15 protein-coding genes are annotated in these 14,620 nt (G+C 43.2%); 10 read left to right on the forward strand and 5 right to left on the reverse strand.

Annotation, left to right across the window (positions count from 1 at the left end; translation table 11 throughout):
* Positions 1 to 86 precede the first annotated feature (86 nt).
* The 9 genes from RB622_RS07540 (at position 87) to RB622_RS07580 (ending at position 5,372) form a co-directional block, all read left to right on the forward strand.
* Positions 87 to 674, forward strand: coding sequence for a Crp/Fnr family transcriptional regulator (locus tag RB622_RS07540; RefSeq protein ID WP_308045944.1), 588 nt, complete (start codon positions 87 to 89; stop codon positions 672 to 674).
* Between the two features lie 61 nt (positions 675 to 735).
* Positions 736 to 1,188 (forward strand): hypothetical protein, encoded by a 453-nt coding sequence (locus tag RB622_RS07545; protein WP_308045945.1) that lies wholly within the window; start codon positions 736 to 738, stop codon positions 1,186 to 1,188.
* Positions 1,189 to 1,209: 21 nt separating this feature from the next.
* Positions 1,210 to 1,644 (forward strand): DUF2141 domain-containing protein, encoded by a 435-nt coding sequence (locus RB622_RS07550; RefSeq protein WP_308045946.1) that lies wholly within the window; start codon positions 1,210 to 1,212, stop codon positions 1,642 to 1,644.
* A 143-nt stretch (positions 1,645 to 1,787) separates the two neighbouring features.
* Complete coding sequence (locus RB622_RS07555) at positions 1,788 to 2,066, forward strand: osmoprotectant transporter permease (protein ID WP_308045947.1); 279 nt, start codon at positions 1,788 to 1,790, stop codon at positions 2,064 to 2,066.
* A 271-nt stretch (positions 2,067 to 2,337) separates the two neighbouring features.
* Complete coding sequence (locus RB622_RS07560; protein WP_308045948.1) at positions 2,338 to 3,279, forward strand: YafY family protein; 942 nt, start codon at positions 2,338 to 2,340, stop codon at positions 3,277 to 3,279.
* Between the two features lie 102 nt (positions 3,280 to 3,381).
* Positions 3,382 to 3,879 (forward strand): DinB family protein, encoded by a 498-nt coding sequence (locus RB622_RS07565; protein ID WP_308045949.1) that lies wholly within the window; start codon positions 3,382 to 3,384, stop codon positions 3,877 to 3,879.
* A gap of 98 nt (positions 3,880 to 3,977) precedes the next feature.
* Positions 3,978 to 4,271 (forward strand): DUF3861 domain-containing protein, encoded by a 294-nt coding sequence (locus RB622_RS07570; RefSeq protein WP_308045950.1) that lies wholly within the window; start codon positions 3,978 to 3,980, stop codon positions 4,269 to 4,271.
* Between the two features lie 77 nt (positions 4,272 to 4,348).
* Positions 4,349 to 4,840 carry a hypothetical protein gene (locus tag RB622_RS07575; RefSeq protein ID WP_308045951.1) on the forward strand — a complete coding sequence of 164 codons (492 nt, stop codon included), beginning with the start codon at positions 4,349 to 4,351 and terminating at the stop codon, positions 4,838 to 4,840.
* Positions 4,827 to 5,372 carry an NAD(P)H-dependent oxidoreductase gene (locus RB622_RS07580; protein ID WP_308045952.1) on the forward strand — a complete coding sequence of 182 codons (546 nt, stop codon included), beginning with the start codon at positions 4,827 to 4,829 and terminating at the stop codon, positions 5,370 to 5,372. The genes RB622_RS07575 and RB622_RS07580 overlap by 14 nt, the downstream gene beginning before the upstream one ends.
* A gap of 65 nt (positions 5,373 to 5,437) precedes the next feature.
* On the opposite strand, the gene RB622_RS07585 is transcribed toward RB622_RS07580, so the two are convergent.
* Together RB622_RS07585 and RB622_RS07590 are read right to left on the reverse strand one after the other, a co-directional pair.
* Positions 5,438 to 7,522, reverse strand: a complete 2,085-nt coding sequence (locus RB622_RS07585) for a S9 family peptidase (RefSeq protein ID WP_308045953.1) — start codon at positions 7,520 to 7,522, stop codon at positions 5,438 to 5,440.
* A gap of 165 nt (positions 7,523 to 7,687) precedes the next feature.
* Entirely contained in the window at positions 7,688 to 8,233 is a 546-nt protein-coding gene (locus tag RB622_RS07590) for a hypothetical protein (protein WP_308045954.1), read from the reverse strand.
* 160 nt (positions 8,234 to 8,393) lie between these two features.
* Here RB622_RS07590 and polA point away from each other — a divergent pair, with 160 nt between their 5' ends.
* Positions 8,394 to 11,267, forward strand: a complete 2,874-nt coding sequence (gene polA, locus RB622_RS07595; protein ID WP_308045955.1) for a DNA polymerase I — start codon at positions 8,394 to 8,396, stop codon at positions 11,265 to 11,267.
* A gap of 124 nt (positions 11,268 to 11,391) precedes the next feature.
* Here polA and RB622_RS07600 read toward each other — a convergent pair whose 3' ends face one another.
* From RB622_RS07600 to RB622_RS07610, 3 genes are all read right to left on the reverse strand, one after another.
* Positions 11,392 to 12,246, reverse strand: coding sequence for a T9SS type A sorting domain-containing protein (locus tag RB622_RS07600; protein ID WP_308045956.1), 855 nt, complete (start codon positions 12,244 to 12,246; stop codon positions 11,392 to 11,394).
* A complete protein-coding gene (locus RB622_RS07605) occupies positions 12,243 to 12,836 on the reverse strand; it encodes a type VI secretion system tube protein Hcp (RefSeq protein WP_308045957.1) in 594 nt (197 codons plus the stop codon). Before RB622_RS07605 ends, RB622_RS07600 begins: the two co-directional genes overlap by 4 nt.
* A gap of 188 nt (positions 12,837 to 13,024) precedes the next feature.
* The gene (locus RB622_RS07610; RefSeq protein ID WP_308045958.1) at positions 13,025 to 14,620 is read right to left on the reverse strand and encodes a SusD/RagB family nutrient-binding outer membrane lipoprotein; all 1,596 of its coding nucleotides are present in this window, start codon (positions 14,618 to 14,620) and stop codon (positions 13,025 to 13,027) included.

Consider the following 14,620-nt stretch of genomic DNA (forward strand, 5'->3'; position numbering starts at 1 on the left):
TTAGCTAAATATAACTTTTCACATTTCCACAATGACTCTGCATCCCTTCAAGTAAACACGGAAAATCTACGAATAACTTTCCCTAAATGCAAATAACTCCTGTTGATCAACTGAAAGAGGCATTGTCTCGAATTACCGAAATCTCGACTGATGAGTTTCAGTATTTCAGTACGAACCTGGAAACCAAGTCATTTAAAAAAGGCGATTTTTTTTGCCGTGAGGGGCAGGTTGAACAATACGTCTACTTTCTTTTGACCGGTGCGACACGGAATTATTTTCTACGAGATGGAAAGGAATTCACGGTCGGCTTTCATTTTGAAAATGAGTTCATTACGGCTTATTATTCTTTCCTAACCCGTGAGCCTTCTCCGGTTTCAATTGAACTTATAGCGGATGCAAGCGCATTTTTAATTCCGCGCAAATTTCTCTATGATTTTTATGACAAATTCAAAACCGGAGAGAAAATAGGCAGGCTGATTGCCGAAGCGCAATACCTCAAAAGGCTACAAAGAGAAATGGAATTGTTGTCACTAACGGCCGAGGAGCGTTATGCCAAGTTAATGGAACGCAATCCGACGCTGATCCAAGGCATTTCCATCAAACACCTTTCTTCCTATTTGGGCATTCAGCCGGAGAGTTTGAGCAGGATCCGGAAACAATTTGCACGAAACTAACATATGTTATTCCGGCTCAATATTAGTTTGCTCAGATTTGCATGAACCAAACATTGCAACCATGATCGTACTTATTATTCTTATTGCCACTTTTGCGGCAAGTGCAGGAATTAACAAATTTGTCTCCGGTGATTATCAATACATCCTCAGCGGCAACATCGCAATGTTCCTGATGCTTTGCTTTACGGCAGCCGGGCATTTTAAATTTTTAACAGGTATGCAGCAAATGATCCCTAAATTTGTTCCGCTCAGAAAAGAATTTGTTTTGATCACCGGCATTTTAGAAATACTGGCGGGTATTGCCTTACTATTTCCGGCGTTGCGCCAGACCGCAGGATTGTTACTGATACTCTTTTTTATCCTGGTCCTGCCCGCCAATGTCTTCGCAGCCATCCATCACATTGACTACCAAAAAGGAACTTTTGACGGACAGGGACCTGGTTATCTGTGGTTTCGTATCCCCATGCAGCTATTACTTATTTTTTGGGTATGGTTTTTTGCAGTTAAAAATTAAACTTCTATCGATTAACTACTTATGCTACACACAAAATTATTTTTATTGATCGTACTCTCAACGACGGCATTTGCCGGTTGTTTGGCGCAAAACAGCAAACAGACCATTGTTGTAAGCAATATTAAAAGCAAAAAGGGGCAATTGATGATTGGCTTATACAACAATGAAACCAGTTATAATGAAAAGAAAAATCCAATCTTCAAAAAGAAAGTTGCTATCGACAGGCAGTCCCAGGTTTCCGTCGTTTTTGACAATATTCCATCCGGTAAATATGCAATTTCCGTGTATCTGGACGAAAACGAAAACAATGAAATGGATACAAATTTTCTTGGCATTCCAAAAGAACAATATGGGTTTTCGAATAACGTACTGCCCGCTACGCGCGCTGCGAATTTCAATGAAGCTGTTTTTGAAATCACCAATAAATCCGAAGAAATTCCAATTCGTTTAAAGTAACATACGGTAATCATCAAGTGGTTTGCCGTTAACTCAATTCATGTAGGTTTAGAAAAAATACGGTGATAAATTCTCATAAAATTATCTGTGAATCAGAACCTTACGGCGCTCCGATCAGATATCAAAACTAAACCTGTTAACGAATGATCTTCTTCTGGATATTCTGGTGCATCGACGCCGCTATCGCGCTTACCGTGCTGTATTTTTTCGGCGAGGGCCTCGCAGACAATACCATTTCGGGTTCCAACATCGGACTGTGGCTTGTGCTGCTACTGATTCCGGCCGTGATCATGGGTCTTGGCTATATCCTCAAATCCAACAACGAACTTATGTGGGCAAAAGTGGTTGTATCGCTCATGGCAATTCCGGGTTTGCTGTTTGGCATTTTTGCATTATACCTTGGCAATCAGAACTGGCAGTAACGCCGACATTACCAAGTCATTAACTTATTGATTTTCAAAACATAACATACTGACATTCAAATTACAAACGAATTCATCAACAAAGAACCATTTTGTTTTAATCTTCTCTCCAAAATACAAGCCTCAATGCTATTGCCAGGTTCGAAAGATAACGTTTCACCGTGAACGATATTTTAATAGGGAAACCAATCTGATTACATTCTTATTGAATTGGTAGCGAAAGTTTTTAACTTCGATAAATTAGCCCATTGAAATAACCAACTTCGTTTACATGAATCGTTTCGACCGCATCACAGCAATACTTATACAGCTGCAATCCAGGAAAATAGTTAAGGCACAAGACCTGGCCGACCGGTTTGAGATCAGTTTGCGCACGGTTTACCGGGACATGAATACCCTCGCAGAAGCGGGAGTGCCCATTATTGGCGAAGCCGGTGTGGGGTATTCCATCATGGACGGTTACCGGCTCCCACCCGTTATGTTTACGAAAGAAGAGGCAAGAACTTTCATAACGGCCGAAAAACTGATGGAAAAGTTTACCGATTTATCGACAAAATCGCACTATCAGTCGGCCATGTTTAAGGTAAAATCAGTATTAAAAAGTACCGAAAAGAATTTACTGGAAGACATGGAGCAGCACATTGAAGTCCGGCAAAAGTACAAGCCCTTTAACCCGACGCTAAACAATACGCTGGAAATTCTACTCAAAAGCGTCGCGGACAAAAAGGTCGTTCGTATGCGCTATGCTGCTTTTAATACCGACGAAGCTACGGAACGACAGATAGAGCCCATTGGTATCTATCACGAAAATAATTACTGGTACGTTGTCGCATATTGCTTGCTAAGAAAAAGCTATCGTAATTTCAGAACTGACCGAATTTCAAATATTGAATTAACAGAAACGATATTCAGCAAACAGCACGCTTCGCTTAAGGAGCATCTGGATAGCTTGCCAAAACTGGAAAACCTGGAACTGGTGGTGATACGCGCAAAAAAACACATCATGCCTTACATCCAGAACGACAAGTACTTCCATGGGTTTGTTTCCGAAAAAAAAACCGGGGACGAATTTGAAGTCAGCTTTCTATGTGCTTCGCTCGAAGCATTTTCAAGATGGTTTGTCATGTATGCGGACTTTGCCCAGATCATACAACCCCCGGTACTTAAAGATAAACTTAAAAAACGTCTGAGTACTATTTTGGATAATCTATAAATTTCCAGTACCTGCTGACATACCCTTGTCACGCCTCGGCATTTACTTTGTAATGTGCAAAAAAATGACAGCAATCTGTTACACAAAACAACTATAGAAACCATGGAAAATAGTCTGACTTATTTGATGACGAATTACGCATCATACAACCACTGGGCAAATAAAACCCTTGTAGCCTGGCTAAGAACAAAGCCGACTGAATTGATGACACAGGATGTGACATCGAGTTTCCCAACGATTAAGCAAACGCTGATCCATATTTATCAGACCCAGCGTTACTGGTTTTCCGTAATTAAAAAGGACACTGACTTCGTAAGTCAGTCGCCCGACGGCCCGGTGGAGGAGGTTTTTCAGATACTCGTTGCGCAGTCTGAAGAAATGGTCCAATACATTCAAGAAATGACCAGCGAAAACGTTCAGGAAAACAATCTGGTCGTGAATCCATGGTTTGAATGTAATTATCCTAATTTTGAATATATTGTACAATGTATGAACCACAGCACTTACCATCGCGGTCAGGTGGTAACGATGGGACGAATTTTGGGCATTACCGACGCGCCTATGACAGATTATAATTTTTACAATGTAAGGGGAAAGTGATCGGCTATTAAGAAAAACAATCGCGAAAGTAACCTGATGCCGTTCAACAGAAACTGTGTCAGGTTACTTTTTTATAGGACCATCAAACTGATTTCACCATGGAAAAACGTAGTCATAAATATCGTCTGCAACTCGATTATCTTACTGCTAACAACGGAGAAAAACAGCAGACAGATCCCGTGCAAATCGAATTCGAAAATCATGACAACATACTCGCGATCATCGAAATTCTGAAAGAAAAAGATCCATTTGAGAATAAAGATCAGGCAGTGGAATTCGCGATCGGATTGAAAATGTTCAGTGAAATCATGATCAAAAACCGTAACAATCCATTGTTTGAAGAGCTGATGCCGACGTTTGGCGTGTTTATGAAAAAGCTAAAATCGTTGTAGTTTTACCATAATAAATATATTGAGGTCTGGCTGATTTTGATTCTGACACTTATGAATAAATTATTGAAAGGACTTCTTTGCTCTGCAACCTCGATTTTCTTCATTACGTCGTGTCAAAATTCGCGACAGGTCAGCCATTTAAAATTGAACGTATCCAGCCAGTACTGCGCACCAACGATTCCTTACCGGTACGATGCTTCTTATTTGCCCTATCAAAATACAGATTCGGTTTTAAAAATGTCCTGGAAGATATATGGTTCGCGCCGGAACAATCGCGGATTTACTCGCCTTTTATGTGGTACATGCTCAAAGAAAAACGTTTCAGTAATAATCAGCAGGAACCACTGGTACAAACCATTAAGTCAAGGTGGGATAAATTTGAACTGGATAAAGATATGGACGATGCCACCGTGCAGTTGTTGTTCAAAAACGGAGGGATTTATGACGCTGATAACCTTCACACCCGGGCCACGATGCTAAATCAACTGCAATCCACAATCCGGTCGGTCAGCCAGGATATGCAGAGTTTAATATCTTCCTTAAATTCAATGAAGCATGAAAAAAATTAAAATTCTTGCCATTTCAGGCAGTTTAAGAAGCAACGCTGCCAATACAAATATTTTAAAAAATATTGGAAAAATCACAGGAGAAGGCATCGACTTTGAGATTTTTGAAGGCCTGGAAAAATTCCCTCATTTTAATCCAGGATTCGATGAAGACAATGTCCATGTTGCCGATTTTCGTCAAAAAATACAAAACGCTGATGGTGTGATTATCTGCACGCCCGAATATGCTTTTGGCGTTCCCGGCGTTTTAAAAAATGCCCTGGACTGGATCGTCTCCACCGGAGAACTTAATGATAAACCGGTTGCCGCAATCAGTGCATCACCCCTTAATGGTGGAGGAGATAAGGCGCTTGCCTCGCTCCTGCTCACACTGACGGCGCTGGGAACGGTAAAAAATGAAAAATCTTCCTTATCCATCCCGAACATCAAACACAAACTCGGTACGGATGGAGAAGTGATAGACCGATCTTTGAATCAGTCACTTGCTCTTGTTCTGGAAAATCTGTTTGCGTTAATCAATCTGAAACTAAAATAAATCCAGATATCGAAAAAGTGATAAAAAGACTACCCGACCGGGCAATCTTTTTATCATGTACTAATCTATTCTCGAATACCTTCCAGACTAAACATAAAGGCATATTGCAGCGCAATTTCTTTCAGGTATTCAAACCTTCCCGAAGCGCCACCGTGTCCGGCTTCCATATTCGTTTGCAGCAGAAGCACATTTTTATCCGTTTTATGCGTCCTTAACCGTGCCACCCATTTGGCAGGTTCAAAATATTGTACCTGACTATCGTGCAACCCCGTTGTCACCAGCATATTCGGGTAGTCTTTTTTCTCAACATTGTCATACGGAGAATAGGATTTCATATAATCATAAGAATCCTTGTTTTTAGGATTCCCCCATTCATCAAACTCATTGGTAGTTAATGGAATACTCTCATCAAGCATCGTGGTTACTACATCAACGAAAGGGACATCAGCCAAAACACCACGCCACAAATCCGGGCGCAGATTGGCAATCGCACCCATTAACAAACCTCCGGCACTACCACCTTCGGCAAACAAATGTGCAGGCGAAGTGTATTGTTTTTCCACCAGATATTCCGCGCAACTGATAAAATCGCGGAACGTGTTCTTCTTTTTGAACAATTTACCGTCTTCGTACCATTGTCTCCCCATTTCCTGCCCGCCGCGTATGTGTGCGATGGCAAAAATAAATCCGCGGTTTAACAAGCTCAACCGGTTCGTGCTAAAACCGGCATCCATACTGTTTCCGTAAGAGCCATATGCATAAAGTAATAAAGGTGCGTTTCCATCCAGCACAGTGCCATTTTTATAGACAAGAGAAATTGGTATTCTCAACCCGTCATGTGAAGTCGCATACAATCTTTCCGTTAAATACAATTCAGGATCATAATCACCGACTACTTCCTGCCGTTTGAGCAATTCCTTTTCTTTCGAACCCATCCCATAATCATAGGTTGAACCAGGTGTGGTCAATGACGTGTAATAATACCTGAGCATTTCACTGGTGTACTCAGGGTTCGAACCGATGTAGGCTGCATAGGCAGGTTCACCAAAATCAACATAATATTCGCTATTTGCTTCGATATTTCTGACCCGGAGTTGCAGCAAGCCATTTTCCCGTTCAGTAACGACAAGATATTTTTCAAAAACCTCAATGCCTTCAATCAAAACAGCATCGCTGGTCGGAATTACTTCTTTCCAATGCGCTACGCCGGTTTTATCCAGCGGGGTTTCCATCAGTTTAAAATTCAACGCATCCTGATTCGTCACGATCAGAAACCGATCATTCTGGTGGTCAATATCGTAAAGAACATCTTTGATCCTCTCCTGAAAAACAGTAAATTCTCCCTCCGGTTGGTCTGCATCCAATAAATAATATTCGGAAGAAACCGTTGCAGAGGAGCCAATAATAATATATTTCCCGGATTTGGTTTTCCCAACGCCGATATAGTTACTGTTGTCTTTTTCCTTATACACCACCACATCTTCCTCCGAATCCTGCTCCAGGGTATGTCTTTTTATTTCTTCACTCAGCAGCGTTTTGGGGTTGGTCGCCGTGTAAAACAATGTACGGTTATCATTTCCCCATACAGAACCGCCGCTCGCAGGAAATATCGAATCTTTGTAGATTTCTCCCGTTTCAAGATTCTTGATAAAAATGGTATACTGGCGCCTCGAAACCGTGTCTACGCCATAGGCAAGCAACTTGTTATCCGGACTGATATTGAATCCTGTGGCAGAATAGTAGGCATGATCCTTCGCCATAGCATCCACATCCAGCAGTATTTCCTCAGGCGCATCCATGCTGCCCTTTTTCCGGCAATATTTATAATACTGTTCCCCTTCTTCGCTTCTGGTATAATAAAAATAGCCATTTTTGAAAACCGGAACCGACTCATCTTTTTCCTTGATTCGCCCCTTCATTTCAGCAAACAAATCTTCCTGAAATTGTTTGGTGCCGGCCATCATGGCATCTTTATACGCATTCTCCTCACTAAGATACCCGACAACCTGATCACGATCAGGACCTTCGCTAAAAAAGTCGGCCATCCAGTAGTATTCATCGATGCGTACATCACCATGCATACCCGTATCGTAGGGTTTCTGATCAGCAACGGGAGGGGTTATATTTGGCCAATTATATGTTTGTTTCACTTTAAATAGGGTTACATCAAAAAACGATAACTGCGAAAATCACAAAAAAAATTCGCATTCACCTATTTTTTGGCATGTTATCTCAAAAAGAAAACTGCCGGCTCCATATCCGGAACCGGCAGTTTTCTGCCTACAAATAATTTTCAAAAAAAGCTAGGCGAAATCTTAGTCCTTAATATTGAACAAAACCTTTGCTTCCTCATAACTAAGTTTTTCATAATTCATCCGCACCGCCTGTCCTCCAGGTATCACAACATAACGGAATTCGTAGGTTGTCGATGGCTCAACAGTCGCCTCAATCGGCGTCGACCAGATTCTTAGTTTTTCGACATTCAAAGAAAAATCGATGTATTCTTCTGTAAACTTAGACTTAATACTCAATGGAAGCTGACGAACGTTATTGTCGCCCAGGTTAACCTTTGCATAAACAAGCACAACACCTTTGTCCAGAATGTCCTGCGTGATGCGGGGCGCCGTCACGTCAATATAGGAACGAACGATGCTGTTGAAATCCATTTTGCTCCATGTCCCGGCCTTAGCCCAGCTTGAATAAAAAACATTGGCACTCCCTGCCGGTCCTGCCGGTCCTGCGGCTCCATCCTTTCCTGGCGTGCTAACGCCTGCTGGCCCCTGTGGTCCTTCCGGGCCCTTACAAGCCTGTACAAACACCAAGCCTATTATTAAAATTGCTAACGTAAATTGTTTTTTCATTGCTCTCATTTTCTCTTATTCGGATGGTTTTCTGCTAAAAATTAAGGCGAAGATGCTGATTTGGCCGGTCATAAGCAAAAAATGAGCCGGATTTAGGATCGCGGTAGTCACAAAATAGTCCGGGTTACATTATCTTTGGTTTTCGTTTATCAAAAATCTTATGGAGAAACCCACCCAAAAGCTATTTTTACTCGACGCCATGGCGTTGATTTACCGTGCACATTTTGCTTTTATAAAAGCTCCCAGAATCACGTCCAAGGGAATGAATACCAGCGCCGTATTTGGCTTCACCAATACGTTGCTGGAAGTTTTACAAAAGGAAAAACCGACGCACATTGGTGTAGCTTTTGATACTTCTGCTCCCACATTCAGGCATATTGAGTATCCGGCTTACAAAGCGCAGCGTGAAGCACAACCGGAAGATATTAGCGTCGCGATTCCCTATGTCAAGAAATTGTTGGAAGCCATGTGCATACCGATTCTTGTTCTGGACGGTTTTGAGGCCGATGACATTATCGGAACCATTGCCAAGGAGGCTTCCAAGGAAAACTTTGAGGTTTTCATGATGACGCCTGACAAGGACTTTGGACAGCTGGTGGAAGAGCATGTGCATATTTACAAGCCGGCTTTCATGGGTAAAGGAGCCGAAAAGCTGGGTGTCAATGAAGTCCTGGAACGCTGGCAGATCAAACGCATCGATCAGGTGATTGATATGTTGGGGCTGATGGGTGATGCCGTTGATAACATTCCCGGGATCCCCGGTGTTGGTGAGAAAACCGCCCAAAAACTCATTGCAGAATACGATACCATTGAAAATCTGATCGCTCATGGCCATGAAATAAAGGGTAAACTGGGTGAAAAAGTCCGTGAACATGCGGATCAGGCACTTCTGAGCAAGAAGCTAGCGACCATTGACATCACGGTCCCGGTTCCTTTCGATGCGGAAGACCTGACGATATGCGGTGCGAACCGTGACAAAGTAAATGCACTCTTTGACGAACTTGAATTCAAAACGCTACGTCAGCGGATTCTCGGAAGTGATGCACCGACCTCTAGTACCCCAGCGCCGCAGGTTAAGGTGGTGGATAAAAAAGGCCAGTACGATTTGTTTGGAAACCCGGCTGCTGCCGAAATGGCAACGCCAACCCAGCAGGACAAAGATATTTCCAATTTTGAGGCTTCTGGAGAAGAACAGGAAGAATCTACGATTACTGCCCCGAGAAAAACCATTGACAATACCTTCCATCGTTATCACACGGTTGATACGCCGGAAACAATGAAAAGCCTGGCGCACTACCTGAGCCTTCAGACGGCTTTTTGTTTCGACACCGAAACAACATCTCTGGAAACGATCGATGCCGATCTGGTAGGCTTGTCTTTTGCCTATATTCCCGGTGAGGCTTTTTACGTGCCAGTTCCCGCAAATAAGGAGAAAGCACAGGAAATTGTCGAATATTTCAGAGAAGTATTTGAAAATGAATCCATTGAAAAAATCGGACAAAATGTAAAATATGACATTCTTGTTCTGAAAAACTATAACATCGAGGTAAAGGGCAAGTTGCAGGATACCATGCTGGCACATTATCTGCTGGAACCCGACAAACGCCACGGCATGGATATTCTGGCGGAAACTTACCTGAATTATGAACCCGTTTCGATCACAACACTGATCGGCAAAAAGGGCGTAAAACAAGGCAACATGCGTGACGTTTCCATTCCCGAAGCGACGCAATATGCCGGGGAGGATGCCGACATTACCTTACAGTTGAATACTATTTTTGCCAAAGAGCTGCCAAAGTATAACGCACAAAAATTGTTCGAAACGGTAGAAATGCCTTTGGTTCAGGTGCTCGCATCGATGGAAAACACTGGTGTAAGACTCGATACCAATGCTTTAGCTGAAATGTCGCAGGTGTTGGAAGGCGATTTGCGTAAAACAGAATCCGAGATATTTGAAATAGCAGGACAATCCTTCAATATCGGTTCTCCCAAACAATTGGGAGAAGTGCTTTTCGATAAAATGAAACTGATCGATAAGCCTAAAAAAACCAAGACCGGGCAATATGCGACGGGCGAGGAAATTCTCTCGGAACTGGAAGGCCAGTTTGAAATTGCAAGAAAAATCCTGGATTACCGTGAGTTGCAGAAGTTGAAATCAACCTACGTCGATGCACTACCCACGCTGGTTAGTCCGCGCACGGGGCGTATCCACACTTCCTATAACCAGGCAGTCGCGGCGACGGGGCGACTTAGTTCGACCAATCCAAACCTTCAGAACATTCCGATCCGCACGCCGCGCGGAAGAGAAATCAGGAAAGCCTTTGTACCGGATAATGAAGACTTCCAGATTCTTTCTGCCGATTATTCGCAGATTGAGCTACGTATCATGGCAGCGTTCAGCGAAGATGCCAGTATGATCGAGGCCTTTAACCAGGGACGCGATATTCACGCGACAACGGCAAGTAAAGTGTTTAAAGTAGATCTTCCCGATGTAACTTCTGATATGCGGCGGAAGGCCAAGATGGTCAACTTTGGTATTATTTATGGTATTTCGGCCTTTGGTTTGGGACAGCGCCTTGCCATCCCGCGAGGTGAAGCTTCCGAGATTATCAAGTCGTACTTCGAAGAATTCCCTGCGGTAAAAAGCTATATGGATCAGGTGGTTATCGACGCGCGCGAAAATCATTATGTCCAGACGATTTTGGGACGCCGCAGGTATCTGCCCGACATCAATTCACGCAATCAGACCAACCGTGGCTTTGCGGAGCGAAATGCGATCAATGCGCCCATTCAGGGTTCCGCGGCCGATATGATCAAAGTGGCGATGATTAACGTCCACAACTTTATCAAACAGGAAAAACTTCGTTCGCGCATGATTTTGCAGGTGCATGATGAATTGGTGTTCGATGTTCATCGCGATGAAATCGAACTGATCAAAGAAAAAGTGGACGAGCTGATGCGTACGGCTATTCCGTTAGCCGTTAAAATGGAAACAGGAATCGGCGTTGGGGCCAACTGGCTTGAAGCGCATTGATGTGCCAAAGACTTAATATCTTGTAGTAAATACATGCTACAAATCATTCATCCGGTATTTAGATTGATGTTTCGATCAATTTCTAAATACCGGATGAATAATGAATTTGCTTGGTTCTGGGCAATCAGTTCATCATAACGAATGATGAACTGGCCTGCTGCTGAGCATTTTTTATTTTAATCACAAAGGAACCTGCCTGGTTCCTGATGCCAGGCAAGGAAATTTGCTTGTCATCCGCAAGGGTATACGCATTATTTTGATAGATGATATTCCCTGTCACATCACAAACCTGCACGCTTAAACTTTCCCCCTTCGTGTGACCTGAGACAAGGAATTTTAGGTCTCTGGCCCGTGCAGGGTTAGGAAACGGTATCACAGCAAGCACTTCACTGAATCCCTTTACACCAATGATGCGGCTGTATGAACTACTTCCATCCCCATCCACCTGCTTCAGGCGATAATAAGTGTAGTCTGCCTCCACATTGGGATCTGTTAGTTTATAAGAAACATTTTGGGATGAGTAATTTTTGCCTTTCACAGAACCAACAACCTGAAAACCATTGGCTGGGTTTAAGGTTCGCTCAACGTCAAAATGATCATTATTAACTTCCTCAGTGGTGGTCCAGCTAAGCAAAACCTGCGACTGATCCAAGCGTACTCCATTGAATTCAATCAGCTTTACAGGCAACGGTGACGCCAGTAAACAGGAAGAACCACAATCCTGGGTAGCACTGGCACGCCCATTGATCAAAACGTTTCTCCTGCGCGCAGTTAGGGCACGTATTCTATCATTGCCCGCTTCATTTCTGCCTACCAATCGATTCCCAGGTTGCCTTGCCGTTGAAACAGATCTACCGGTTATTCGGTTTTTGATTTGCCCAGCCGCTCTTGGCAAATGTTGTGACATTGCGAATGTAGAAATCAAAGTCAATACCAGTATTGTTACCCATAATCCCGCGCTTTTTTGAAGTAGGATCATGGATTTATTACCTTATTGGTGATTCTATTCCATCCCGTAGCCTGACCAGCACTAAACTTACCGGCGTTACTTATAGTATAGGGATATATTTCCAAACTACCGTATTCGAAACTAATGGCTTCCACCTGGCAGCTGCAATCCTCTACAAGGTCTGTCGAAAAAGCTTTTACAGCCGCATTTCTTAGAATTATTTTATGGGCCACATTTCTTTTTGGGCTACCATCCAAGGCTATGGTTACGATCTCTATGTCCATCAAATCCCCCTGGCATTGGGCTAGAAAGAATCTGGCTGAAGAAAGGTCGCCTTTCTTGGCAATTGTGAGCGGTGCAAAAACGATAGCACCAGCACCAGCACTTGGACTGCCGATATTGAGGGCCTTCTCTGTGTCAAATCCCGCACTTGAAAGCGTAGCATAGTTAGCCAAAATAGGATTGCCTCCTACACCGACGTCGACCACCCCGGGAGCCTCATTAGGGCTGGCACCGGTGGTGATGACGTTTCCGTTCGATTTGGTGGCTTTAAGGAAAAGCCTACCTTGGGCTTGTACTTCTTCACTAAGGATAACACAAAAGAGCACGGCTATCGCCATGTAAAAATTTTTCATAATTTAGATGGATTGGTTTACTTCTCGTGAATTTAGGATAACTTTTCATATAAAAGAGAACCGTTGCAAGAATAACTATGCAACGGTTCGATTAATCTAACTTAAGCTTATTTCAAATCTGTATCACTATTTCAGGACTAGTCACTATCCCATTACTGTTTCTTCTCTTTCGTTTATTTAGCCAGCCACACCGCATCGTTGATATCATCTTTACCCGCGAATTGTCTGTCAATTGCTGCTTTGTAATTCTCAGGATTGAAAGTACGTTCAGAGGTAGGATACTGCCACCGCGAAGCGATTCGTCCCGAATTCCCTGTACCGACACCCGTCATAAATTTAGGAAAACCGGTTCGTCTGAAATTAAAATAAGCCTCCATGCCCGAGTTCATAAAGAAAGCCAGGTATTTCTGCGTCAGAATCTGTTCCAGTCCGGTAACATTGTTGCCGCCATATTTAATCAAGGGCTGGCCATAGTAGGCATCAAAGTTGAAATTAACATTATAACTGACAAAATCAGCTGCGTCCCGTCCTCCTGTCCTGGTATATCGCATGGGATTTGCCCCATCCTTGATCCCGTAAAAGCCAAGAGACGCTTTAATTCCTTTTTGATACCATTCTTCGGCACTTCCGGTTGCCCATCCCCGATTGATCCCTTCGGCAATGTTGAAGCACATTTCAGGGTATCCAATGATATACGCACTTTCTCCGATATAATTGGTATAATAACGCGAACGGCTCTGGAAGGAATAGGCGCCTGGCGCAAACCCTGTCCCATTATCAATACCCGCCTTGGCCGACATATCCGCCAAATCCTCTCCTGAACTCGCTCCGACGAACGCGGTGAAATCAGATGGAAGTTTTCCGGCTTTCAATTGGGCACCCGCAGGCTCCGTAGTAACCATTACGCGTGGATCTTTCCTTTCAGACAAGAGCCCAACATAAGTAGCGGCCATGTTCTGCCGGGTTGCGTCAAATCCGAAGTTATCGGGATTCGAAGGATATTTATTAAAATTGTTTGACACAAATTCGAGGTTATCTGCAAGTCCCTCCGGTAATGGATATTTCGTTGGATTGTTTAACATTTCAGCAAACTGTGCTTTCACGTTCATGCCCGCCTCGGCTTCCTTCTTGCTTAACCGTATCAACATTCTTAACCGGAATGCATTGATTACTTTTTGCCATTTTGCCAATTTGCCCGCAAAATAAAAGTCCCCCGTAACATCCGTTTCCCCTTTGGCGATCAAAGACGTAATCTCACTATTAGACTCATCCAGCCATTTCAGTATCTGGATGTAAATATCCTTTTGTGAATCATACTTGGGTTCAAGATTTTCACGACCCAACAGGGCTTCATTCATCGGCAGATCACCGGTACGAACGGACATCTGGTCCATAAAAAACGCCCTGAAAAATTTACCCAAAGCTGCATAGCCGTTGATATCGGCAGCACCCGTTTTCTTGTGTTCCAGTTCCATCTGCACCACGTTTTTTAATGTGGAATAATGGTTCGTAAATGCCGACCACTGATATTCGTTGTTGCCATAATAATTATAATTAATGGCATAAAACTGGTTCCAGCGCATTTCCGAACTGAAAGGTCTCCCCGTATTATTATACATATCAAATTCAATCCCCTGTAAAATAAGGGAAGCCGGTGCAGAAGTAGCACGATTAGGGTCAATTTCCAGCTCCTCGAAGCTCTTTTCACAACCTGTCAGCAACAAGGCTGTGAACGTAAAAAGTGGGAATATTATCTTTTGAAAACGCAT

Source organism: Dyadobacter sp. LHD-138 (genome assembly GCF_030929615.1).
Taxonomy (GTDB): Bacteria; Bacteroidota; Bacteroidia; order Cytophagales; family Spirosomataceae; genus Dyadobacter.